This is a genomic window from Fibrobacter sp. UWH9, from assembly GCF_900129715.1.
GTDB lineage: Bacteria > Fibrobacterota > Fibrobacteria > Fibrobacterales > Fibrobacteraceae > Fibrobacter.
Genome location: NZ_FQWP01000032.1, coordinates 1 through 26,199 on the forward strand (window position 1 = coordinate 1; position 26,199 = coordinate 26,199).

20 protein-coding genes are annotated in these 26,199 nt (G+C 40.5%); 7 read left to right on the top strand and 13 right to left on the bottom strand.

The window, feature by feature from the left end; translation table 11 throughout:
- Positions 1-213: 213 nt before the first annotated feature.
- Positions 214-360, top strand: a complete 147-nt coding sequence (locus BUB94_RS16965; RefSeq protein WP_175549748.1) for a hypothetical protein — start codon at positions 214-216, stop codon at positions 358-360.
- 53 nt (positions 361-413) lie between these two features.
- Positions 414-1,028 (top strand): prepilin-type N-terminal cleavage/methylation domain-containing protein, encoded by a 615-nt coding sequence (locus BUB94_RS17550; RefSeq protein ID WP_073161507.1) that lies wholly within the window; start codon positions 414-416, stop codon positions 1,026-1,028.
- 81 nt (positions 1,029-1,109) lie between these two features.
- Here the strand turns inward: BUB94_RS17550 and BUB94_RS15305 are convergent, their stop codons facing one another.
- Positions 1,110-2,201, bottom strand: coding sequence for an FISUMP domain-containing protein (locus BUB94_RS15305; RefSeq protein ID WP_158535536.1), 1,092 nt, complete (start codon positions 2,199-2,201; stop codon positions 1,110-1,112).
- Between the two features lie 406 nt (positions 2,202-2,607).
- Entirely contained in the window at positions 2,608-2,763 is a 156-nt protein-coding gene (locus tag BUB94_RS15310; RefSeq protein WP_088658752.1) for an IS3 family transposase, read from the bottom strand.
- A gap of 52 nt (positions 2,764-2,815) precedes the next feature.
- Here BUB94_RS15310 and BUB94_RS16970 point away from each other — a divergent pair, with 52 nt between their 5' ends.
- Positions 2,816-2,968, top strand: a complete 153-nt coding sequence (locus BUB94_RS16970) for a hypothetical protein (RefSeq protein ID WP_158535537.1) — start codon at positions 2,816-2,818, stop codon at positions 2,966-2,968.
- A gap of 60 nt (positions 2,969-3,028) precedes the next feature.
- Here the strand turns inward: BUB94_RS16970 and BUB94_RS15315 are convergent, their stop codons facing one another.
- Genes BUB94_RS15315 through BUB94_RS15330 form a run of 4 tightly spaced genes read right to left on the bottom strand, consistent with a single transcriptional unit; the run spans position 3,029 to position 7,110 of the window.
- Positions 3,029-3,541: a hypothetical protein gene (locus BUB94_RS15315; RefSeq protein WP_073238681.1), complete on the bottom strand. Its 513-nt coding sequence runs from the start codon at positions 3,539-3,541 to the stop codon at positions 3,029-3,031.
- Positions 3,534-4,070: a hypothetical protein gene (locus BUB94_RS15320; protein WP_073238684.1), complete on the bottom strand. Its 537-nt coding sequence runs from the start codon at positions 4,068-4,070 to the stop codon at positions 3,534-3,536. Before BUB94_RS15320 ends, BUB94_RS15315 begins: the two co-directional genes overlap by 8 nt.
- Complete coding sequence (locus BUB94_RS15325) at positions 4,067-5,278, bottom strand: PilN domain-containing protein (protein WP_073238687.1); 1,212 nt, start codon at positions 5,276-5,278, stop codon at positions 4,067-4,069. The genes BUB94_RS15320 and BUB94_RS15325 overlap by 4 nt, the downstream gene beginning before the upstream one ends.
- The gene (locus BUB94_RS15330) at positions 5,278-7,110 is read right to left on the bottom strand and encodes a secretin and TonB N-terminal domain-containing protein (RefSeq protein ID WP_139260271.1); all 1,833 of its coding nucleotides are present in this window, start codon (positions 7,108-7,110) and stop codon (positions 5,278-5,280) included. Before BUB94_RS15330 ends, BUB94_RS15325 begins: the two co-directional genes overlap by 1 nt.
- Here BUB94_RS15330 and BUB94_RS16570 point away from each other — a divergent pair.
- The gene (locus BUB94_RS16570; protein WP_139260272.1) at positions 7,103-7,321 is read left to right on the top strand and encodes a hypothetical protein; all 219 of its coding nucleotides are present in this window, start codon (positions 7,103-7,105) and stop codon (positions 7,319-7,321) included. The genes BUB94_RS15330 and BUB94_RS16570 overlap by 8 nt on opposite strands.
- Positions 7,322-7,592: 271 nt before the next feature.
- On the opposite strand, the gene BUB94_RS15335 is transcribed toward BUB94_RS16570, so the two are convergent.
- The 7 genes from BUB94_RS15335 to BUB94_RS15370 form a co-directional block, all read right to left on the bottom strand.
- Positions 7,593-8,093 carry a hypothetical protein gene (locus tag BUB94_RS15335; RefSeq protein ID WP_073238693.1) on the bottom strand — a complete coding sequence of 167 codons (501 nt, stop codon included), beginning with the start codon at positions 8,091-8,093 and terminating at the stop codon, positions 7,593-7,595.
- A 486-nt stretch (positions 8,094-8,579) separates the two neighbouring features.
- A complete protein-coding gene (locus BUB94_RS15345) occupies positions 8,580-9,065 on the bottom strand; it encodes a hypothetical protein (RefSeq protein WP_073238699.1) in 486 nt (161 codons plus the stop codon).
- The gene (locus tag BUB94_RS15350; RefSeq protein ID WP_073238702.1) at positions 9,055-15,882 is read right to left on the bottom strand and encodes an RHS repeat domain-containing protein; all 6,828 of its coding nucleotides are present in this window, start codon (positions 15,880-15,882) and stop codon (positions 9,055-9,057) included. The genes BUB94_RS15345 and BUB94_RS15350 overlap by 11 nt, the downstream gene beginning before the upstream one ends.
- A 12-nt stretch (positions 15,883-15,894) precedes the next feature.
- Positions 15,895-22,503, bottom strand: coding sequence for a hypothetical protein (locus BUB94_RS15355; RefSeq protein ID WP_073238705.1), 6,609 nt, complete (start codon positions 22,501-22,503; stop codon positions 15,895-15,897).
- Positions 22,504-22,505: 2 nt separating this feature from the next.
- Entirely contained in the window at positions 22,506-22,976 is a 471-nt protein-coding gene (locus tag BUB94_RS15360) for a hypothetical protein (protein ID WP_073238707.1), read from the bottom strand.
- Positions 22,977-22,978: 2 nt separating this feature from the next.
- Positions 22,979-23,518 (bottom strand): OmpH/Skp family outer membrane protein, encoded by a 540-nt coding sequence (locus tag BUB94_RS15365; RefSeq protein ID WP_073238709.1) that lies wholly within the window; start codon positions 23,516-23,518, stop codon positions 22,979-22,981.
- Positions 23,511-24,017 carry an OmpH family outer membrane protein gene (locus BUB94_RS15370; RefSeq protein WP_139260273.1) on the bottom strand — a complete coding sequence of 169 codons (507 nt, stop codon included), beginning with the start codon at positions 24,015-24,017 and terminating at the stop codon, positions 23,511-23,513. Before BUB94_RS15370 ends, BUB94_RS15365 begins: the two co-directional genes overlap by 8 nt.
- A gap of 417 nt (positions 24,018-24,434) precedes the next feature.
- Here BUB94_RS15370 and BUB94_RS15375 point away from each other — a divergent pair, with 417 nt between their 5' ends.
- The 3 genes from BUB94_RS15375 to BUB94_RS15385 all read left to right on the top strand — a co-directional run.
- On the top strand, positions 24,435-25,544 hold the full coding sequence (locus BUB94_RS15375; RefSeq protein ID WP_175549749.1) for an RHS repeat-associated core domain-containing protein: 1,110 nt from the start codon (positions 24,435-24,437) through the stop codon (positions 25,542-25,544).
- The gene (locus tag BUB94_RS15380) at positions 25,534-25,950 is read left to right on the top strand and encodes a hypothetical protein (RefSeq protein WP_073238719.1); all 417 of its coding nucleotides are present in this window, start codon (positions 25,534-25,536) and stop codon (positions 25,948-25,950) included. Before BUB94_RS15375 ends, BUB94_RS15380 begins: the two co-directional genes overlap by 11 nt.
- Positions 25,951-25,970: 20 nt before the next feature.
- On the top strand, positions 25,971-26,199 hold a 229-nt coding region (locus tag BUB94_RS15385; RefSeq protein WP_139260274.1), incomplete at its 3' end, for a hypothetical protein.

Sequence of the window (26,199 nt, forward strand, 5' to 3'; positions counted from 1 at the left end):
CAAGTTAGAAACCTAACCATCCCTAGAATTCACTTTCTAGGGATTTTTTTTGTTTTCAGCCTAGATCGGATTTACTTGACGATGAGAATCCGCGAAATAAAAATTCACCTGATCTCAAAAGTTCCACCACCACATTCCAGATTTCCTGACCAACACTAACAGTGGACCACGCTGGCCAAATTTTTCCTTGCCGCAAGCAAGGATCACGGCAACATGAAAGGCCGCCACGAACGCTACGCCTACACATTCCTGGGCATCATCAACGCCAGCATCCAGGCCTATTCCATGGGCCTCATAAAGCTAAATGACAGGGACGTCTACGACACCTGCCATCAGTTCATGCACAGAATTTTCTCATAGCCTTGCAGTTTTCCCTGAAAATTCATATTTTTCCATTGAATCAAGGAGTCAATATGAAGAAAGGTTTTACTCTAATTGAAATTATGGTGGTTGTAGTTGTTATGGGAATCCTTGCCGCCGTGGGAGTGCCAAAGATTTTCGGTCAGATCGAAAATGCCAAAATCGCTGTTGATATTCAATCATTGAGCGCCGTCAATACCGCAGTCGTTCACGCAACCCTTGACGATGGTTTTCAACAAGCATTTGACAAAACCATAAGCAACGACGAACGTGTCATGCGCATGAGAATTTCCTGGGCTATAGCAAACCAAAACAGCGACAAAGCTCAACTTCATAAACTTGTCGTTGAAGCAATTAAAGCAAATGCAGGCAGCAACTACATCGAATTAGGGAGCAAGACATCCTATTCCGACGGCAACGTTGCAGCCGTTTATCAAAGTAACTCGCTGAGAAAGAAGCAATTAGACATGATGGTCCTCATTGTAGAAAATAGCGGACACTTCAATATTGTCACGTTCCCCACAACTAGCGCAGGTAAAGATCCCATCGTCTATATGTATACTTATAGAGGTAGGCCTGTTGCCGCCGGGGACGTTCCCAAAGATGGCGAAGCCTGGGGAAACCAGAAAAAGAAGGTTACCTTCAAATACATCCCTCTAGAAGACTAAGTCACGCCCAAAACACTTTACAAAAAAGAGACGTCTTGAAAATCAAGACGCCTCTTTTTTTTACTAATTTATTTAATTACTTTATTCATCCTTCACGCAGCGAACGTAGCGACGACGCTTCTTGGGGAAATCATTACGGTCAATTTCCTTCGGCTGAATGTAACGTGTATAGACATTGGTCGATGCGGTATCGGCGCTTTCTGTCGCACTCCAAACATGCATACTAGCACCCAAATCCTTCCAACCAACATTGTTGTTGCCCTCAATGGCATAATGATACTTTCCGCCAGGAATTGCCGAGAACCCATAGTCATCTGTCATAGGATAATCGTCATACCCCTTCCAAGCACCATTAGGATCGCAAAGGCTTTGGCCTGCTGTAGCAACACCGTTGCTGGCATCTACAAAGTCGAACAAAGTTTGCCATTCTGCATCGGAAGGAATATGCCAACCCTTGGGGCAAATTCCACGATTGTAGCTCGTATCACTAATAACACCATCCTTCAGCGCAGATTGCGTCTGATACTTCTCATCAATCCCCATTGCCGTTGCCCATGTATACAAACGGCCATAGGTTTCACAGTTTTCAGGTTCATCGTTAAAGCACCAGCTAGAATCAATTCCAGTTGTTGCACGAAGATTTTCAGCCATCCACATCTGAGTGCCGATACCTACAGTCTTGTATGTATATCCATCATACTTTACAGTACCTTCGACACGATGCACTTCCGCAGACGAACTTGATTTCGGCTTGCTGCTTGAAGTCGATGATTTGGCAGTCGTGTTCTTGTCACTTGAACTACTCGACGATTTAAGACGAGACGCCTCTACTTCGCTATCTACCACCCACTTCCAAGTATGGGAGGTATCCTGAATGCAAACCATAGTGCTGTAACCGTATTCAAGAGTTGCATTTTCGTTACCCTTGTCGCAGCCCCGTTCAAAATAGACCTCGTTTTTACTGGCCTCAGTCCAGGAACTATCTCCTCGGCAGGCATAGGCCACATCCTTGGAATGGATAATGGAATAAAGATTCTTGTCATTACAGGCATCAACAAGGGAGCCGGCGACACAGTCCTGTTCATCGACATCATATTCTTCGCCCCTACACATTCCCGTGTTGATGTACTCCGAATTCGTGGAATGGCATCCCCAAAGAGAAAATAATGCCATTGAAGAAATTGAAAACTTTAAAAGATGATTTATCATAAAAAATCTCCTTTCTGCAAGAAACCTATAAAAAGCCACACCCCTTAAAAGTACAAAAATTTTTTTTAAAAAAGAAGCATCCCATATTACAACATGGAATGCTCTTGTTTTATATGAGGTTACTACGGGTTTTAAAATTCGTTCTGTTTCTGCTGCTTGGCGTCTGCCTTGCCCGCCGTCTTCAGATGGCGGTAAACAGCGGGGTGTCCAGCAATGCTATGGACGGAGAGAAGGTTGGATGTTTCGGACACGGACACGCCGCTAGTTTCCGATTGGACTTGTTGATTTTTTAATAGAGGGCTTCTCATAAACCATATTCATTAGCTGATGGAATAAATATACGCTTTTTTTTCGTATTGTTTGTTAAAGGTTATGCGCTAAGTTTTTGCAAACGGTAGGCAACCGGGCTCATGTACCCTAGGCTGCTATGCAAGCGCTTGCGATTGTAAAACAGTTCGATATACTTGAATAAATCCTCCTTGACCTCGTCAATATCTGCGTATGTCCTGTGGTGAACTTGCTCCAATCACGAACTGGTTGAAAAGTACCGCAAGGATCCCATCGCAAGGAAGGCTTATATGTCTCTGGAACAGAAACTCAACATCCGCGAAAAGAAAGGTGCCGAAGCCAAGAACAAGGAACTTGCCAAGGACTTCCGCGATGCAGGAATTTCTTTAGAAGTCATTGCCCAACAAACAGGTCTCTCCCCTGAGGAAATAAAGACTCTGTAACCCCAAAGACTTTCTTGTAATTTTAAAAGGCCACACCGATGAAGGCGCGACCTTAAATTTTTATCGTATTTCGAAGGTTCCGCCAGCGTACTGCAATACGACGCGGTTGGATTCAATGGACTGCACCACCACATTCCAGATTTCCTGGCCTACGCTGACAACTGCGGATTCGCCACGGAACTTGATGATGGCCACCGGATTGTCTCCAGGCAAAATCGCATCCAGAGTGATGGAAGGAGGTTTGGGAGGCGGAGGAGCGGCAACAGTTACCGGAGCAGCCACTGGTTCAGCAACCTTTACCACACGAGGCTTTGGCGGAGGCGGCAAAATACTTACAGGCTGTTTAAACGGATCACGCAGAGAATCGGCAGGCATATCCTGAGGAATCAAACGAGAAAGTAAGCTCTTGAAATCTAGACGAGTTTCAATATCCTGCGCAGACTTGCCCGAAAGCTCTTCCCACATAGACATTTCACTGGACTTCTGGGAATCCACCTTGTCGGACATTTTGAACAGAAAAACGCCCCAGACCAAGACCGTTGTCGTCACGAGAAGTACAAGGAACTTATTCATCACGACCCGCCTTGTCCACTGCAGAAGACTTTGACAGAACAGACAAATTAACCGAGGCGCTGCCAGAGGTCATGTCAACATTTTCCACCTTCACGCAGTATGTACTATTTTCCAAAGCAGTCAAAAAGCGATGGAACTGCGGGAAACTGGAATTAGCCTTGAATCTCACAGGATATTCAAGGTTTTCCCCACGATTTACGACTTCGCCCGTCGAAAGATCCTGCAAGACAACACCATTTTCCTTGGACGCATCCAAAATAAACGTCAAAATCTTTGATGCCGAAACTGACACATTGACATAGGAATCTAAGTCTGCAGAAATCTTCTTGTAACTTGCAATAAGCGAATCCGGAGAAACAGTGTTATTTTCAAGCAGGCTAGACTCCCCTATTTCGGAACGGACAGCCACCAGAATTTCGCTAGCCTTTTTCATTTTTGGGAACAAGAAGTATCCCACTACAAAAAGAAGCACCAGCACCGACGTGGCCGTAAGCAAGGTGTACTTGTAGCGTGCTAGAAATTCGTTCATGGAACAACCTCCAGACCCAAGTCAAATTTTACAACCGGTTTACGCTTAAACGTGGTCTTTTCTGTGGTACGCAAACGTACATTCACCAACTTCTTTTCAGATTCCAAAGTCAACAGGAACTTTGAAACCTCTTCGGAAGAAGCAGAATACCCCTGCAGCGAAAGGTGGCTCCCACGAACCACCCAATGGCTAATCCAGGAATTCGCAGGGAGATCGGCCGCGATTATAGACAAGGAGGTCGCCACGCGACTACGATGGCTCAGGAACTTTTCTGTTCCGGCCTTGTCGGCCTCCAACTTCTTCCAGACACGTTCCAATTCCTTTCGGGATTCGATATTCTTTTCGAAGGCGGCAATCTGGGTTTCAGATTCTGCGGCATACCAAGAAACACCACCCCAGAACGCAAACGTCACCAACAAAGTAGCAAGCAATATACCAACACAAGCCTTGAATGTCCTGCGGAACATGGCCGCTTCGCGAATTCGTGCCACGGCAGCACTATCAGGCAAAGTGGAGAACACCGGCAAATGATCCGTTCTAAACAACCAAGAGTCTTCGGCAACTGCCCTAGCCAAGGCTTCATTCTCCAGAGGAATTTCCTCCACTTCCACAGAATCCAGGAAATAACGTTCCTTGATAAACTTGACAAGGTCGGCGCCTCGGCAATCCTCGGCGACCTTGTAAGCAGCGTAAGGTTCTCCATCCACAAAAAAACAACACCTAGAAACACCATCGGAACTATTGGTAAAGATCTTATTCCCAGAAAAGTCTTTCTGGCGGAGCATTTCTATCTCAAAGAACACCTGCGGCAAGTGGGCCAGAATTTTGAATTCCACCTTCCCCACTTCTTCGGCCAAGTCCTCAAAGGACCTGCGCAAGGCGACAACGGCAAAATCACCGTCAATGGAATTCACGTACTCAAAGTTTTCCTTCTTGAATTCCTCGTCGCCAATCTGCACCATCTTAGCAGGCGTAGCATCATCTACAAGCAGAACACCATCTGCAGAGCCGCCATTCTGCACCTGAAAACGCCGGCATTCTTCCAACGTTCCATCAAGAGACAAGTCTACGAAACTATGGCCATTACCGCAGCCACGAAGTACTCGAAGAATCTTGGCGGTTCCACCACCCACACAATTTCTAACGATAAGTACCCACCAGTACCTACCTGTAGAAACGCTCAGGGCTGTGCGGAAAGCATTTGCCACTATTTAACCTTTTTTAGCTCACGAACTTTAGCCTCAACTTTCTTTTCGCTAACCATCGGCATCTTAGATCGGGCAATTTCGTCGGCAACATCAACACTACCTTCTGCGCCATAGTAAATATGGGGAGTCACGAAAATCAACAGTTGGCTTTTGCTTTTCACACGTTCAACATTTTTGAAAAGCCAGCCAATCACAGGAATGGAACCCAGGAGCGGCACCTGCCTATGGACATCGCTCACGCTTTCCTTTACCATGCCGCCAAGCACAATGGTTTCGCCATCGCGCAAACGCACTGAAGACTTTACATAACGTTTGTTCAATGTTGGCGGCACATCACTGCTAAAGCTGCCTTCCGGCTCAGAAAAGTCAGGAACAATTTCACAAGTGATTTCGCCTTCACCAGTCACGTAAGGAGTCACCGTAATGTTGGAATTGGCCTCGATCTGTTCAAAACGCTGGGTAGTCTTGGAGGTAACCGCATCCCCCTGGTTGTAATCCACCTCAGAAGACATCATGTAGTACTGAGTCTGACCAATGGTAAGCACCGCAGTTTCACCATTCAGCGTAGCAATCTGTGAACGGGCCTTAACATCCAAAATCTTTTCCTGCTCCATGGCACTGATTTTTGTAACCATATCCTTCGGAACATGAATCACGTCGCCTAACCCGATTCCATTCACAACACTTTGCGTCTGTTTCGCATTCAATGTTTGGTCGATATTCGGGAACAGAGTTTCCGAGCCCATGTTTTTAGACGCCTTGCCAAAGAGAAGATTTAAACCATGATTATGTCCCTTCTCGATATCCATATCCACCACCAGGACCTCAATCAAAATCTGGGCCACCGGCAAATCCATCTTTTCTACATACTGTGAAATAGCATCCAGCACATCGTAGCTACCAGCAGCCATCAAGGCATTCTGTGACTTGACCACCTGAATCTGGGTGCCCTTTGTAAGGGTGCTGGGCAACAGCTTGATCACATCCTCTGCCTTAAGGTGCTTAAGCTTGATAAGCAGGGAGTTGTCGGCGGTCTGCATTTCGTGGGGGCCGATAAAATAAACACCGTTACGTTCCCAAAAAGTATATGCGGTGCCACGGAACAAGTACTTGAGCGTTTCACGAACGGAAATACCGGAAATATGGGCTGTCACCTGGCCATCCAGCTTTCCATAGACCATGGCGTTCAACTTTGTCTGTGAAAGAATTTCGCTCAGCAAAGATGCCAGCGGCGCATCGTCGGCCTCGATATTCAGCAAAGTATCGTTGACAAGGCGAACCTTGTACTTGTTGCTGCTTTCGGCATTCTTCGCCCCAAGATTCCAGGAAGCCTTCTTGATGGAGACAATGCCGTCCACCTCTTCGTAATTCAAGTTTACGGATTCTGCCAAATGGCTCACCGCCTTTTCAAAAGGCAAGTTTTGCACAAAGAACGAAATCGACTTGGAATTGCCGTGCTCAAGGAAGATGTTTCGACCGGTCACTTCCACAATCTTTCGGATGATCTTATCCAGCGGCGCATCTTCCACATCAATCGTCAAGGAGTCGTTAGACCACTCAACAACAAACCTCTTCTCTGGAGCCTTGGGCGGTTCCGGAGCCTTGACCACAGGCTTCTGCACACGGATGACGCTACCATCCAGAACATACTCATAACCATTACCCTGCAGAAGAACGCGAAGAGCATCCTTCAAAGGCTGATTATTGAAGTTTACCGTTACAGGTCCCTTAACTTCGGGAGCCAGGAACAAGTTCAGGCCATACTGAACAGCCATACCCTGCAACAAGTCACGAATTTCGGTATTCTTAACATTCAGATTCTTGATGACCAAGGAATCTGCAATAGGCAATGGCGGCAAAACATTCACCTGCGCTCCATTAGAGGGCTGCGCAAAAACAGAAACGCAAACAAAGCAAAAAACGACTAAAAAAAGTCTAAAACCGGTAGAGAATTTCAAAATAACCCCCGAAATACTCCCCTATGGAGATTTCGAAGGCAAATTTAGAAAAAACAAGCCCCATTTTAAAGTTCTTTTTATGTAAAAAGGAGCCGACTACGGGAGCCCGTGAAAAAGTGAACCGCTTTACCATTATTTTACCCCTCCCTTAGAAGAATTTGCGAAAGACAATATACGTTATCTGCAACCACGCGTAGGTTGAGACCCATCGTCTGCTCTCGTTTCCATCCTGAACTCCACCGGCATTCCTCTCCAATCATAGGAAATTTTCAGGTTCTTGGAATGGTCCTCGATGAGATTGCCTGTAGAATCATAGACAAAATTTTGGTGAATGGAGGACACTGCCGGAACCAAACTCATTTGTGTTCATAAATAAGCCACTCTATAAATTCTATTGCTTTTTTATTTTCAACAATATCCTTATTAATATCTAATTTTCTTTTCATTTTTTCATTGACCAACAGACGTCCTGCATTTTCCTTAAAAACATCCCCGTTTTTTGTTAAATACAGTATACTTTCAGGAGACAAATTAAATATGCTATCCGGAATTTGCACAAGCCAAAGCAGAGTATAAGGATTATACTCAACTTTGTCTTTTTTTACAACGGAATCTAAAAGACAATTCAATTTTTTCTCGTTCAATGAGAGCATAAAATCAGATTCATCACCATCAAAGTTTCCCTGGAGAAAATCTCCATATTTATCCAGAGCAAGTTCCAATTCTTTGTCCCAAACACATTCTTTTTGCAAATTCATTCGTTCTGCGTACAATGGAACACCTAATGTTAGCAACAAAAGATGAAGTTTGAAAAAAAATCCCATCAATGTTCTGAAGTTTCCATTCGTTGTTTTCATCACTATTCCTGATCAAATGGAGTAAATGCTTGTGTTTCTATATTTATATCATTCGAGTACCCATTTTTTTGATCTATCTTAAGAAAATCGCGAACAACATCTTCAAAGAAATTTCTTCCTTTACGACCGTCTTGAAGCAATGCACTGGCCTCAGAGCACCCAGGTCCTACATGAATTTGAACATTTGTTCTCGTTATCCCATTTTGATCTGTTATTCCGGACGAACCTGTTATTGGGTCTCTTAATTCTATTCTAAAACCGCGAATCCAGTATATTTTTTGTTCTAGCTTCCATTAAAAATTCAGTAAGCATATCTCTCCAATCATAGGAAATTTTGAGGTTCTTGGATTTGTCCTCGATGAGATTTCCCTCGGAATCGTAGACGAAGTTGCTGTCAGCAGACATGTGGCGATTGTCCACGGAGCCGCTGATGTGGTACATGTATTCGAGGAGCGACGCTGTTAAAAAAGAGTTTTTTTGCCGTATTTATTGAGCATATATTGAATCATTAAAGGATCTTTTTACCAAAGAATCACCTTCAAACAGGCTTTCTATATATGCGTTATAAAATGAATCCCGAACTAAGGTATCGAAAACTGCAATTTTTTCGATTCGTTTATTCTGCTCTAGATAAATGGTTTCCTTTTTCAGTTCTACAGGAACTACCTTTTTCTCAGATTGTTTAAATGTTTTGCAACTCAAGGCATATATTGTTTTCAAAAAATCATCTGTTTTAATTTTTAAAGATGGAATAGGCGTAGCACCAATACCAAACTTGTAAAAAAAACTTGAATCAGTAATACATCGAACACTGTATATTGAATATATTCCGCAATCAAATTCAACTTCCTTTAAAAGAATTGTAGTTTGTCCAGTTGTATCATAATCATTATAATTACAAGAAACATTTTTTTGGGCAATACAGAGACTTGCGACCAACAGGGGGATTGCAAAATACAATTTACTCATCATACACCCCCATCTCTTTCGCCGAATTATAATCGTCTAAATAAATTTTATCAGGTTCGGGTTCATTAGCCTTCTGTTGCAGCTTTTCAAAATATTCTGATTTTGTTTTTACATTTTCAGTATAATTATGCCCAGGCTTCGGAGTAGTGTATGGATGATTTAATTCATGACCTGCAAGAATGTAAGTCATAATAGACAAATCAGTGCCGTCTTCATTCATATCCACTGGAAAAAATACATCATATGTCTTTTCAAAGCCTTCTTTATTACGGGCACTTGGTTCAATTTTAGCAATTCTTTTAGGATTTATATTAAAATAACGTTTGGGATCATCATGTGCTCTCGTCATATTACGCTTTAAAGTTTCGCTACCATTAAAATTCGTTGACTGCATATAGGCAAATAATTGATTGCCATACTCATTAAACACATTTCCATCTTCGTCCACGCCATTCACAGGATTCATCCCATTCCCCACGTACAGATACGGACTGCTTAACTGACGAGCCGGATCCACAGAAATCCACATTCCAAGCATTGGATCCAGGTATCGTGCGCCGAAGTAGTTCAGCTCGGTTTCGTCATCCTTCTCTTTACCGGTGAAGTTCTCCGTCACCTTGTCGCCTGCATCAGCGATCAGATCGATCTGTTCGCCGAAGGAGCGGTAGTCATAGGCTTTCTTCACTTCACCGAGGTCTGCAATGTCTGTGTTTGAGGAACCCTGGGTGCCGTACACCAGCATGGTGGAGCCCAGATGATTTTTGAGGTACCATTCGAACTTTGTGCTGGGGATATACCCCGCGCCAAACCCAATGTCCGAATTTGCAGCATCTTCCACGCCGTAGCGGCCGAGGCCCTGGGGCATGTTCACCACGACCTTTGTTTCGCTGGGAGTGCCGTTGTGGAAACTTTCGCGGACTTCGGTGCCGATGCCGGTGTAGTGGGTTACAAGTTCGCGTTCCCAGTCGGCAGCATACACGCCATCGGCCTCGTCGGAAATGCAGGCCTTGCGGAACCTTGTCTTGGAAACGCGCCTGCCGGAACCGTCGTAGGCCATGGTCAGCATAAGACTATCGCCCCTACTGCAACTACGCGTAGGTTGAGACCCATCGTCTGCTCTCGTTTCCATCCTGAATTCCACCGGCATACCTCTCCAATCATAGAAAATTTTGAGGTTCTTGGATTTGTCCTCGATGAGATTACCTTCCGCATCGTATACAAAGTTCTCGGAATCACTCATATTACGAGTTACGTCAGCAGAAATATCACTAAGGAATTTAAAATTTCCTCCTCCAATTCCAGCAGCAACACTAGCAAGTTGATTTTTTCCCTGCTTATAGGAATACTCTCCACCAGTAGCATTTTCCGCATGTTTTGCACGTCGCATACTTACAATTCGACCTTGTTCATCATAAGCGATAACTTCATTAAACATCGCTTCTTCAGCATCACTAACCTTTGTCAGACGATTCATTAAATCATAATAGTAATTTGAATTACGTCTTTCGGGGTATCTTGAGTAAGAAGACAGCTGATGAACCATGCGGCTGACATTTCCATTATATTGGGGTTTGCAACTATTATTGCCACAATCTTCATAGAAGAGTTCTTCCTTATACAGTTCCATTCCATCTGCACGTTTAACAGAAGCTGATTTAATTGCACCGGAAATGTGGTACGAGTAATCAATGGTAACACTATTCCCCAATCTTACTGACTTGACATTTCCCGTGGGATAGTAGGTATAATTAACCAAGGATGTAGCAAGGGATTCTCCGTTTTTTACACTAATATGGCTAACACGTCCCAAACGATCATAACTATACAATTCTGAAACCATCCTAACCTTACCACGATTAGACAACCCGAAAGGGTATTTCATGGTTTCAACAAGTTTTCCTCCAATATCGTAAATATTCTTTACCGCCATCATCCGTAAGCTATCTGCGGGCATTGTGGGATCGTAAGTATAGGTTGCCAATATTCGACCATACTTATCATAAGATATGGACATCGCCGTTCTTACAACATAATCAGCACCATAGGTATTCTTCGTGACATATACATCACTGATTGCAGCAACCAAACGGCCCTTAGAATATTTAAACGTCTCGTCAAAATCAATATCTGCCGGATAGAGAGTTACACCCAGAGAAATGTTCTTCGGCATTTCATCATAAATCATACGAGTCACAGTACCTGGGATAAGATCAGACTCCCCCGCCTTTTCCCAATTTTTTTGTTCCTTAAAATAATCCTTCCCAAAATCTGAGGGAACGTTCCACTCACCAGTAAAGATTTGACGATCAAAATCATCATAAACGATAACAGAAGCTACACCACGATCAATCTGATTTTGCGTCTGTGTAGCTCTAAGACGACCTGCAACATCATAGTAAGAACGAGTTGTCCCTGCATCGGGTTCAACCGATGAAATAACACGGCTTTCATCATCGTATTCGTATTTATTCGGAGAAACACAGTTAGAAGGAATCGGATTATATTCGCAGCTTAATGGCGAATGTGACTTAATGACATTTCCTCGAGAATCAAGTTCATAAACACTTCTTGATATCATATTATACGTGTTAGAAGAAGAATCGTACTTCATTGCTCCGCTAACAATCGTATGGCCGTCACCATCGACAACGGAAAAAGACGCATTATTATTTTGATCAACAATCAAAGACCATACATAAGTTGGATTTTCATCATGATTTGCATGATAATTTTTCTTTAATAGACCATTACCTTCATCAAATAACACTTCATTCTGAACTGCTTTAACTGATTCTGCAAGCGAATCAAAATCCTTCAACTTATCAATATTTAAATTCACACCAGAAGAATAAGATCGAATCACATGTTCTTTTGTCAAACTAAAGGCAGCTCCTGGAGCACTTTCAATATTTTTGGTAGCAACTTGATCCGGTTTCCACTTCGTTTCAACGTATGCATATTTTCCCGCATCCGGATAATCCTCATTGCCATCAACATAGAATTGATTTGCCATTTCTGGATATTTCAGAGTTTTCGTTTCAGAATTACATTCCAAAACACTAGAGCAAGGCAATGCAAACGGAAGATATTTTTTCCAAGAACGTCCCAACTCATCACGAACCGCATTTGTTACCAAAAGTTCCTTATCACCATCAAAGGATCTTGTTTCAACTTCATCATGTTGAGTGGTAGTAAAACGAACCGCATAGATAGATGGGAAGGATTTATTACCAGGAATCATAACCATATCATCCAAAGACAAATTACCATTCGCACGAATGCAAAGAGAATCTACGTTTTTCCAATAGTTTGGTTCTATGTATATAGTATCAAGTCTCCAAGAGGCTGAATATGGCAACGCTTGCAAATAGAAATTTTGTTCATTCAGATAAAAATGTGTATAAGCTCCCTTATGCCAAACAATGATAGTAGCACCACTATCAATCAAAGTTTGCTTCACAACAGGGCTGAATTTTTGAGAGATTTGAGAGCCTGCGTTCAATTGAACATAACGAGATCCTTGCGGCGCATCCCCACGAATGCTGCTTACATTATCTGACACATTCCATCCCTGGAGCCAAGCAGTTTCAAAGTCTCCACCAGAAATCAATTGTCCTCCAGCATAAGATACAGCATCTGTTCTATTGGTTTTTTGTTTTTTATTTTCTGTAAACGAATGTTTCAAACTAACTTCAGTTTCACCTTCAATCACTGGTGACGCAAGAATCGGAGAACTTGAATCTACAGAACCATAAATCAATGCAAGTGCGCTGTTATAAATCGCAACATTCTTCGTAACTTTCTTTTTAGGATATTTTATAGTTGTTCCTTCATAAGAAATGACATCTTTAGCAGACCAATCATCTACAAAGTTCCAGGAGTACTGTTTACTCCAAGCATCAATCAAAGACTGATCTTCAGTTTCACTAGTACAGTCAAACAAGCATTGATCAAACAAAGTAAAGTCAATATTTCTTGAATATTTCCCTTGAGGAATCCCTGCAACAATGATAAAACGGAAGACATGCTTATTACCAGAAGACAAACGAATCACATGCAATCCATCAGAGACATCCATCATCGTATTTGCCACTGCAAGAGTATCTTTTCCAATAGCAAGAATGGGTATTTGTCCCAAAGAATGGGTGACCTGGTAATCAACATATGCAGGGCCAGCAACAGCTGAATCACCATCATTCTTGATAGTTAAAGAAATACTACCAACCATTCCCTTTTTTTTCTCATTTTTGACTAAAGAAAGAGTTTCTAGAACAGATAACTTTAATTCTTTCTTTTCATATCCCTCGCATTCCCATGCAGGAATACCAAACACCAGTTTTCCATTCTTGTCGTACAGAGCGATATTATGGTCAACAACCAAGGCACTACTTTCTAAATAACTTGCAAATTCTTTCTTTCCAAAAGGAAGTCCGATCCACTCATCACCATTCAATTTTTTCATCACATATTCAATCGGATTTGATTTTTCGCCAGCAGCAAGCATTGTCTTTGAATTAAACTTTGCCGAAAGCATATACAAATCTTCTGCACATCTTCTATCTTCAATTGTTACACCAGAAGAATTTGTGGCACTCTTATTCAACAAATCAATATCATCCAACAAAGAGGTTTTTCCGTAATAAAAACGAATTTCATAACCAGAAAGATCAACGGACGTCGAACCATTATTTACAATATCCATTTTTATATCAAGACGACTATCAGTATATGCGCTAGCATCTGCAAAACGTACAACAAGTTTATCACCCTTTTCCTGCGCACTAGATGAAGACTCAAAAACAGGCGTTGAAACGGCACTAGATGATGATTCTGTAAGCAATTCATCTTCGAAACCAGAATTTTCATTAGCAGCATCGACACAATCTTTAGCCCAAGTAGGAGCATTACCCCATAGCAGCTCACCTCGTCCATCATACAACGGAACATGAGGGGCGTAACGTCGACGGTTTAGGCGATCATTTTTAAAATCTTGCATAGAATAGTCGTCTGTTTTATTATAAGTCTTTGTAGTACCATAATAAAAACCAACTTTATTATCAAAAAAAGATTGATTAGAGTACAGAATTTTCTTCCCTTTATACTTATATCGAACTCTAAATCGATTATTTCCACAATCCGTATAAGTTTCTTCGATATGAAGTTTATCAGCTTCTTCGCCTAATTTGGGATACCAAAAATTAGGTTGATTAATGTCATGGGAAGGATCACGAACATCAACTTGTCCATAATAATCATAATAGAAATTTTCAAGAGTAATATCTTGATCACTATAATTGACAATACCTGTAGCAATGTCTAATTGATACTTTTTAAACCACGTTTCATCACCCAAAAGTACTGCTAGACCTCTTTGCAATTTCTTGGATTCCGGATGATCCTTTCCATCTTTGATAACGATGGTTCTTTGGGCCGAAGTTTTATGACCATAAGAATCTTCTGCATCCAAAGAATACACAATTGTTTCTGGATCCAACGTATTTACTTGTCTAACTTGATTATGCCTAGACCGAATATAAACAATGTCTCGATAACCACTAACGTTATTATTAACAACATCTTTATAATCATCCCAATAATCCGCAGGAGACCCTATTTCGAACCAGCCATAAGAACCATCACCAAGAGAAAAATTGATTTTATAATCAGACGGAACATCTAATCGTGAAAAATAATCTTCACCTTCATAAATCACATCTTCACCTGCAGAAAGATTAATATAGTCATCATCGTTACAAAAGTTTTGGGGAGTATCAGTTCTCACTTTTGTATAGTCAAGCTTTTTCACTGTAGTTGGAGAAACTTCTTTACAAGAAGATTCACTAAACCAATCTGGCGAACTACCATATACAAGTGAGCCACCTTTTTCATACAACGCCATCAGCGGATTATAAAATCGATTTCGGCGCATCGCCTTTGCTGCATAATTCGTTGCATAACCAGCATATGAATAGTCTACAAATTCATTGGAATTAGATGTCAGATCATATCCATACCCTCCAAAAGCATCAACATCTTTTTCTTGCAAGCTACTAAAATAATAAGAATTACTTGAATTCGCCCATTCATTATAACCCAAAAGAAATTCTTCTGACGTCTCCCCAACTTCGAGAGTTTGGTTGTCCAAAAACTTCTGCCTAAAAACAAAATGATCATTTCCACAATCTAAAATTTGAACACATGAATTGATTGGTCGTTCCCAAACATTTAAGACTGCTTGACGTCCAGTTGTTTTAGTCATATAATAATCCATATAAGGACGAACCAACATTCTTTTATACGTGCTATTATTTCTTATATAAGAATGAAAATCAATCTGTCTATCATAACTCGCTGCACTATCATAAGACACTATTACAGGAGTATTAACGGGATAATCCAAGACCTCAAATGAATAATTTAAGCTCGCAGATTCAATCCCTTTACGAACAGTCAATGTACCACTATACGTCCCAGCCTTTGTTGCAATACCGGAAAGTTGTAACCAGAATGCTTGATTATTCTGCCAATGATTACTAGGATCTTCTGTATTCAACTGGATTCCATCTGCATATTCTGGGCGCCCCTCTGGTTTTAGCCAAGAAGCATTTTTGGAGCTATTAACCAAAACATACCCATCTAAGCCATAACCACTTGAGCCCCCCGCAGCAAGTAAAGCGTCCGTTTCTTGAATGTAAACAGATACAAAAGCCTTTTCTCCCACATAAAACGATTTTCTATCGCCATTTTCAATGGAAATATTCAATGTTGCAAAAGAATTAACAACTGCTATGGTAAGCAAGAACAAAAAGATTTTTCTCATTTATCCCCCCCCCTATTTTTCAATAAAAGTTCCAACACTAATATTATCAAGTGTGTCATTTCTAAATTCTCTATGATGGCTCTTAAAAGAAACCCCATCATCATTTCTAATCTGGATTAAACTTCCAGTAGGATCATACTCATAATATGTTGACAAGTTGTCTTCTGCAACAATCTGAACCACATTTCCATAGAAATCCGTAATAAACGTTTTACTTTCTGCACTAGTTGGATAAATTCTTAAGTAATTCAGAATAACGCCAGATGTTAAAGAGGACAACGAGTTTGAGGAGTACTTTTTTCTGACTCTTTTCCAGGAGCCATTAATAAAAGCTCTATATTCAACAACCAAGTTTGTGTCATCAACAGAGCAAATTGGTTTTGAAGACAAAACCGCCCCACCCTTATTCAAATCAACAGAAGAAACCTCTACTTCGCAATTCTTTTTTGCAAGACCTTTGCCAACAGGTACAATAGATGCTGTTTCAGAAATATTCGCGGGATAGAATAAAGAAGTTTGATACATTCCATCGTCAGAATAGTGTGTCGAGAGAACTCGACCAAAGACATTACGGGTTTCCACAATCTTAAGATTTGAATCAACACTTTTTATATGAGTGCCACCAAATCTTTCCAATTCCGGCAGATTATCACCATTTTGATACTGAACCAAAGCATTCAGCAAAGTTCCATTTCCTAAATATTCTTTAGGTCGCAGTTTGCTATTATAGCTTCCCCAAGCAACAATGGGACGATTATTCTGCTTATACAAAGAATCTGGAATTAATCGGAATGGACTAAAAGAGAAACTTCTTAAGCTATCATTTATTTCAATTGAATTCCATGAAGATGCCGAGTCAACAGTACCTGAGTAAATCGCATCATAGAAATTTTGAGAAATCATATTCTTCAAGAACATATTGTCTGCCAGCACTGTAGACTTGCCATTTTCCTTAATCGAATAATGCGGATGCTTCACTGTAAGTTTGCGCATTTCTAGGGTTTTTCCTCCTTTTTCCCTAGAAATTACAGTTCTTGCAACAGTAGCAGTAGGGCTTCCGGTGAGCGGATCAAAACGATGATTGTCCATAGAAGTTTCTGTAAACACATTACGTTCAACACCATTTTGATTATCATAACCAGCAGTTGTCTTGGTTGATATCAAGAATGCTGGATAACGAACATATTCAAACTTGCCATGATCCTTCTTTTTAGAGTCAACACGTTCATACAATGGAGCATATTTAGTCATGCACTGATTTTTCTTACCAGCATCTTCTTTTCCATCATAAGTTTCACAATGCAATTGCGTTTCATACGCCCATTTTTCTATTTGTACACCAACCTTATTTGCAATATCATTATTGTCATCGGCAACATCTTCTGCAACACTTGGAGCCTTCGTTGAATACACATTCTTCACGCTCTTTATCTTTACAGAATTTTCGTTGGTCCCTCTATAGTAACTGATTTCATAATTCAAGCCAAGGAAGGATGTAAGATCATGATATACAATAGACTGTTCAAAATTTGCAAAATCAGTCAATTCAGTTTTTTCGCCTATTTCTTGAATTTGGAATTTTTCTTTACCATACTTGACAGATCTATACAAAATGGGAACGAAGCCCTCCTTATGAGATCGAGCCCACATAGGTTTTAAAGTAAGTTTTTTTCCTTTTTTACTTAGATTAAGATTTAATGCTACAGCGACTTCATTATATTCTGTAAGATCATCAAGGACGAAAATATCGCTCAGCATAGGCTCATTGTTCTTATATTTTACAGAAACTCTTAGATATTTAGCCTCCTTAATATTGTCCGCATAGAACATATAACTATTGCTCTTGTTTTGCGCGATAAGCACGTTCAACAAGTCAATACCGCTAATTTGCTGTTTATGTTCATCTAGCAGTTCAATTTCCGCATAAAAAGACCTGTAGTCATAATCCTTATCTAAATGAGATCCTTCATAGTTAAATAAAACTGCATTAACCTTAAGGAACGGCTTCAATATTGCCAAAGTCGAAGGGTCGATAAACGCCTTTGGTACACCACTTTCTGGAGTTATATACTTAAACACTGTTGTACCATTAAGAGTTTTTCCCTGAGAATCTGTATTCTTCACAGAAACCATCGGGTAAGAGACTCCTGAACCAGGCAGATAGAGCAAATCATCATCATCAAAGCCAACAATTCGAGACTTAGGTTTCAAACCGACATTCGGTAAAGCAAACGAGACCTTATCACCAAAGAAACGATTGCCGAGTACAGTCGTGAATGAAGAATCCGGAAGCAAAGCCAATTCACCAAGAGAATAATCGTATTCAGAACGAGTTGTTCTATCAATATCTGTACGAGAAATTTGCTTAACACGCAAATCTCCTCCTTTCATACTTTCAAATTCTTGTCGAGACCACATAAATCCCTTACGATCCTTTCCGGAAGAGCTCCAAGATTGATCTTCAGTAATTCTATAAGCAGCTTCCTTCAATCCAGCGTCAATAAGTTCGTAGGCATTATCAATAACAATCAATCGATTAACTAAATTTTTTCCACTTACGGCGTTTAATTCCGCAATTACCGCACCTTCTGTAACTACAGCAACGCTTCTTGTACGATCGCAACTGCCCCAACCAAAAGGACCACAATCAACTTCAGTATCCATCGCCGAAGTTAAATTCAGCATAACATGAGTATTACCCGAACGAACATCTACGCCCATTGAATCTAAGTACTCGAAACCAGAGCCATTGAATCCCATAGGTTTTTTGGTATCCCAGAAAGCCTCTCGAGGGCCAAGGCATTGCTCTCTCCAATACAATTGACCAATTTCAACACACAATTTGTCCTTATATCGATCATCATTAGACAATTGATAATCGCTGTAACTAGAACACTTTTCGAAACCCACTATTTCAACATAACGTTTTTCGCTAGCAAAATCTTCACCATTTTGATAGGAATCTCGTTCATACGAGACTTCCATAATGCCTCCAGCAGGATCAACAACCTTGTTCAAACTCCATGCTGAAGCTCCGTAATCAGCAAAAGACTGGTCAACCTTGTGATTTTCCGATGTGGCATGCATATTCCACATACCCCAATCATCAACAACATTGGAAGAAGCTATAATACTAGCATCAACATCTGACAGATTCTCATAATAACTAGCAGGATACTGATATTCAGCATTTTCGTTAGAAGATCCAGAAACTTTTTGCTGAGATAATTCAACCCAACCATCTTTAGTACTTAGACGGGTCGAAGTCAACGAAGGTGAATTATACTCAAATTTGAAAGGAGGCAAATAAGAACATTTGCCATTACGGCAACCTCTTTCAGAAATACTCTTCAAAGTTAATTTACCATACAAATAATTTTTTTCTTCAACAGCACCGGTTTCTGAACTTCCGCTCTCCTTGTTTGAGCAAACATCAACACTAGCAGTATCAGGAGAATTCAAAATATCTTCATTACTCTTCGGATACTTACCTGAACAATAAGAGTTCAATGTCTTAGGTTGTAAAGAATAATCATACTTAAAATCAAATATTTGATAAGCATGATTTGTATCATTCTTATTGTAATAGACAATACTCTTCAAATATCTGGATTGATTATCACCAACTTCATCAACTGAGTTATCAAAAATGATATTAGACCATTCTATAAGAGGGTATACCTCACCAACACCAGCTTCACCAAGAACAATTTCTTTTCCGTCATAAGAGTTTTCAACAAATGAATAAGCTTGTATAGGACTATTATTTGCAGATAGTTTCACTCTGAAAAGTCCATACTTTGATTTTTCATCCGTTACAGGTTCAATTTCGGTATTTTCATCAATTAAAAGCGAATATTCGCCCATATTAAAATTCGTCATTTGTTTACGGACTTTCTCCAGTTCATTAGGCGAATACGAACCATCAGGCAAATTTCCCGTATTAAAATTGCCAATCATAATAGTCTTTTTATTTTGAATTACTTTTTTCAAAACATCAGGAACAGGCGTACTAAAATACAGATATTCTGGAGTGATTATAATTTCTTCACCAGTAATTGCTTTTATACAATTTGTCCCCCCCCCATGACTACCTGCAGGCGCCGCAACGCACCACTTTTCAGTATAATAGGAGTATACTTTTTTCTCTTTTTTTACCTTTCCTTGCAAATTTGATTGTACAAAAATTGGAATATCAGAATAACCGTTTTCGGGGTTAAGTCCTTTTTCCCAGCCCTTTCCATCAACACGCTCTTCTAAAGCAGAATCATTCAAAACAAACTTAACCTTATGAGTTGAAGTTTCAATAGATTCTAGATACACATATTCTTTCACGCCAAATGATGCCTGATACATTCTTGAATCACAACCTTCCGGAGTAAAGCCATTGGAAGGCATTCTAAAATTCGGCAAATCAGCAGCACTTAAGCCAGGGCGGCCATACGGAGTTCTCCAACGATAAATAGATGGTTTTGTGTACTTAAATTTCACATTATAACCAATAGACTTTTCTCCAAGATCAATATAATCTGCCCCTTGAATTTCAGTAAGCAACCATTGAGTTGCATATGGATTCATATTTACTTGATAAGAGAAGAATAAATCTGCAACCTTTTCTTTTTCGTCAGCTCCAGAAGTGCACGTTTCATTCAAATGTCCTTTTTTCGCAAAGAAATTTACCACGCTTTTACCGATTTGGTAATAAAGCGTATAAACACCCTTAAGAAAATCCCAATATCCTTTTGCAAAATCAACAAAGAAATTTGAATTTGAAATAGACGTTGACTGATCAACAAAAACAGGAGCTCCCTTTTCTTTATTAATTGAGTAATCAACTTTTAAATAGGACTTAACAGGCTGACCAAAGATGTATTTATTACCATTTGAAGCGGTAATTACAAAGCCCTTTAAAGATCCAACCGGACTATCATCTTCAAAAATAGGTTCAATTTTCCTTGATCCATACAAGGCATATTCGCGATTACCAACCGTCCTATACAGTAAATCCTTTGAAACATGCTTTCTATCGTATGCTTTTGTACTACCTAAATCGCTTGTTTTGTAATAGCCACCTTCACCCACAAACAAGAAGTTCATTCCACTAGAAATCGTATCAACATTAGATTTATTCTTTCTATAAACAAAACGATTTCCCTCATTACGAATATTTGTAGCATAACGAGCATACGGAGAGCAAGTTTCATCATTTAAGCACTGTTCATAAGAAGAATATTCACTTTTTATATTGGAACCATCACTATCAAATTTGAATTCCTCAGCATATGGTTTGAAGTCTTGATCGCCATAAGTAAGCGGAGAATATGATTCAACACTTCCATCATCTACAGTCCAAGAATCACTAATGAGTTCATAAATTTGGTGCTCTTCTCTAGGGAACAAACGGAAGGAACCGGAAGCGCCTTCTGATGACACATTAAACAAGTCATAGGCAGGATACTTTCTATGATCCCCAAGTTTTTCAAGATTACGTCCCTTCAAAGTCCATGACCATTTCATATCAGACTTAGAGTCTTTAGCAGAGCCAATTTCACTCTGCGGCATGCCAATGATGTTATTATCACCATCTGCAACAATCGCAGGTCCCGCCTGATACATATAACCATAAACATAATCCGAAGTAGCGGATCTCATATGATATTCATAAATGTTATCATTGAATCCGAAAGAAAATGTTCCATAGGGCGTTGGAACAAAAAGATTAAAACCTCTTGTTGATGTCGACCCTTTTCCAGAAACAACAGAGTTGGCAACGTTAACAGTCGTTCCAACACCACTTTCAGAAACAAATTTTCCATTTCCATCATACAGACTTTGAGTTCCAGAAACAGAAACACCTCCCGAAGACAGGCCGACTTTCATAGTATTTGTCTTGGTACCAACGACATTTCCTGCTCCATTTTTTACATCTTCATGCCCTGAAACAGAGAAACCAACATTGTAAGCTGTTTTTTGACCCTGGCCATACGACGCACCGATGGACGCACCAACATTCCGTCCTTCAACAGAAAGTGTTGTTGATCCAGATATAGAGCCATTACTTGTAGAAAATGCCAGAGATTGGTTCAAAGCACCAACTCTAGCATTCAATCCAAAAGATTCATTACTTACTGTAAAACCAACACCCGCATATTCTCCAAGTTTGAACCCTGCAGAATAAGACATTCCCACACCGCCACTGCTAGAAACATTCATACCAACAGAGAATGCTCCATAACCATAGCCAAAGTTCAAATTCCAATAATGCCATGCAGCATATTGATATACAAAACCTAATGTTCCACCATGGAATTGATCATCGGGAACGCCTCTTAAATCTCGATTAATAGCACCTGGATTCAAAGTCCATCCAAGCCCAACCCAAGAAGCCTCTTGTTGAGGAGTAATACCCGCATGATAAGACATACTAAGAGGGAAATTTCCATAGGCTCCCGGAAGTTCTCCTAAAGGTATTGAATAAGTAAAATTACCAGTTTGTAAATTAACCATATCCTGTAATTCAGAAGGTTCGAACTGGATATAATCAGGCTGTGACGGGCCTCCTTGCAAAGCAAAGGCCACAGAGCTAAAGGAAAGCAAAGCTACGTAATAGGCTTTTTTCATCGTTATTTCTCAATCAAACGAATATTGTCACAATTTTCTAGATTCATTTCAATGCCGCCAATACCGTGACTGACATTGCTTACATAAAGGGCTGCACCATTTTTTTTATCAGCGAAGCTTAATACAAATAAATCTGCAGCACCTAATTCAAATGTTACCGATTTACGGAAGGCAACAACTGCTGAGGAATCCTTCTTGCTTATGAGGAATGCATTCTCGAATTCCAAATTAGAACGAGGCGTTGCCCAAAACAGAACTCTCATGCCAGAATCCAGAGGAGTTCCCCACTTAACCTTCTCATAATCGGCAGAAAGAGGCATCGCATAGAACGTAACACCTCCTCGAAAAAATTCCGACTTACAGTTGGCTTCATAAAAAGAAAGATATTCCGACTCCGGCAAACGCTTTGTGCATCCACATAACAGCGCCACAAAGCCAAAGAGCAGAGTTGTTGCAAACAAAGTACTTTTCATTTTTATTTAAAACGATCGTTCAAGAAAACAAGGAAATCATCGGTAACATCAACCTTAGACCCTTCACCATATACAATGCTTCCGTTGCTCGTCGCGAAAACGATATCCAAGCCATTCTTCTTTGCAAAATCAGACATGGCAGCATTGATTTTTTCGTATACATTTTGAAGCTTCTGCACACGGAGCTGCTGAATAGAGTTTGCTCGAGCCTGATTAAAGCGGCCAAGTTCTTCAATTCGAGATACCTGTTCCTTCTTCATCGCAGTCTTTTCAGCAACAGAAAGTTTCTCATAAGATTCAACCACTCGCGCTTCAAAAGCTTTTAGGGAATCTTCGATAACAAGCCTTTCTGTATTCCACTTGGTTTCAGCCTGCTGAACTTCATCCAAAGCCTTCTGTGATTCCACAAAGGAATTCAAAAGTTTTTCAGTATTCACAAAGCCGTATCGAACTTCATCTTTACTGTGCTGCAAGACATAGGCTATGCCTGCAAGTGAGATAATTACGGCTAAAACAGCAGCAATTTTACCCATTTTATTCATTGATTCCCCCAATGTATGTTATAAGTTCCTTGGTTTTATCGGCTTTTGTGCCGGTACCATAAACAACAGAATTATCATTAGATCCAAAAAGGATTGCAAAGCCATTCCTCTTGCAGTATTCAGCGACTTTTTCATTAAACTTTTTGACAGCTTCTTCAACCTCAGCTTGAGAGGCCTTGCTTATTGAATCAATCATGTTGTGTCGGTACACATTGCTTTCGAGATTCAGTAATTCAACAAGCGCATCGTATTTTTCATTGCGAACCGATGTTGAATCAAACAAGCCCATTATGGAATCAGTAAAATTCTGTTCCTTTTTCTTCAAGATTTCATCTTGGAGGCCAATTTTTCGATTTATCGCCTGCATTTCCTGGTCAGCAGCAAGAACTTCCGTAGAGTCAATGAAATACGGATAACAGGCATCGTTTGCTAATGTTTTGAAGGCGATCCCAACAAACAGTAGGGAAAGCAACAAAGCGACTACTGATAATTTATTCATAATCAATCCTTTGTGCATGATTGAAAATCCCAATCATTTTTTTTGAGCATACCCCAAAACCCGTATTTCACTTGCACAAGTAAAATACAGTACTTGAAATACCCGATTTTTTAATTAAGACTCTAACCCCCAAAACATGGTTAGGAGCCAACTAAAAACTTTTCATTTTCAATACGGCGTGGCAATTTAAAAAACTTATTTGTACAAGTAAAGCGTTTCTTGATTATTTTTGTCTTGTTTTTTTTGAATTTACGCCTACATTGTATTGCATTCTTTGGTTAACCAATTGCAAATCATTTAGTTAGCGAAATTTGGAAAAACGTCGATGCAACAAAAAAATAACATTGTTGCTCAGCCAAATCCCTCAAAATTTCCTATGATTGGAGAGGTATGCCTGTGGAATTTAGGATGGAAACAATGGCTGACGAAGTGCATCAACCTACGCGTAGTTGCAGTAGGGGCGACAGCCTTATGCTGACCATGGCCTACGACGGTTCCGGCAGGCGTGTTTCCAAGACGAGGTTCCGCAAGGCCTGCATTTCCGACAAGTCCGCTGACGCAAACTCCTCCGACGGCGTGTATGCTGCCGACTGGGAACGCGAACTTGTAACCCACTACACCGGCATCGGCACCGAGGTCCGCGAAAGTTTCCACAACGGCACTCCCAGCGAAACAAAGGTCGTGGTGAACATGCCCCAGGGCCTGGGCCGCTACGGCGTGGAAGATGCCGAAAAGCCGTCTTCCGGCAACGCCACCTTCGAATGGTACCTCAAAAATCATCTGGGCTCCACCATGCTGGTGTACGGCACAGGTGATGGCGCTGGCAGTGTGAAGGCCGCCTACGACTACCGCGCCTTCGGTGAGCAGGTGACGCTCTCGGAACCCACTGAAAAAGTTACTGAAAATTTCACCGGAAAAGAACGCGATGACGAGACCGAGCTGAACTACTTCGGCGCAAGATATCTTGACCCGATGATTGGAATGTGGACAAGCGTGGATCCTGCCCGTCAGTTTAGTAGTCCGTATCTGTATGCGGGGAATGGGGTGAATCCGATAAATAGCTTTGATCCGGATGGGAATAGAGTCTTTGGAACTTATAATCGTTCTACAGGAGAGGTTTATTTGCAGGATGAAAATCCTGAAAGAGGATCATATACATTCCATGCATTTTCTGGATGGCATGATAATCAAAATGCAAAGGGTGGACCTATACCTTTAGGAAACTATGCTATAATAAATGATCCTTGGAAGGGTAGAAAAAATTGGTTCGGCCTATACAATAAAGATGATGGAAAATTTGATGATTTTGTGCAGGACGAAAATGGTGTTGCATATAGAGGACAAATGCGTTTACATCGATTTTCTAGTGGCACGGATGGTTGTATTAGTGCAAAAACAGAAAATGTTGAAGACTATTTGGGTGTTGTTAACTGGATAAAAGGAACTGAAACGAAAAAAATAATTGATGCTGATGGCATTGAAAGAACGGATTATGGAGAAATAGAGGCTGTATCAGATGATGAATAGATTGCTTTTTTCGTTTTTTATTATGACTTCATTGAGCTTTGCAACTTCTGTTGAGGAATATCTTGGTCAATATTTGAACGTCCTGTTTAATATAAATTATTATACCAAGACTGAAGATGCTTTTTCGAATTGGAAAAAACTTGATGAAATATTTACAAGAATTTCTGGCTTGCAGCAAAATGAGCGTATTTTATTTTATAAACGTGCTTTTTATTATGGAGAAATGGATGGAGAAGTTCTAGGATCATTTGGAAAAATGATGGTTTGCAATGGCGATTTAGAAATGTTAAAAAAGAATATTTTGTTAACTGATTCAAAAAATAAAACAAAAGAAATGATAAAAAAGAATACTTTATTCGAATCTTTTATTTTATCAAGAAATAATAAATGTGAAGATGGTGATTGATTTTTGGAGATGATTGTGTAGTGCTTGATAGCACCTTCGTCTACGATTCCGAGGGAAATCTCATCGAGGACAAATCCAAGAACCTCAAAATTTCCTATGATTGGAGAGGTATGCCGGTGGAATTTAGGATGGAAACAAAGGCTGATAAAGAGCTTCAACCTACGCGTAGTTGCAGTAGGGGCGACAGCCTTATGCTGACCATGGCCTACGACGGTTCCGGCAGGCGTGTTTCCAAGACGAGGTTCCGCA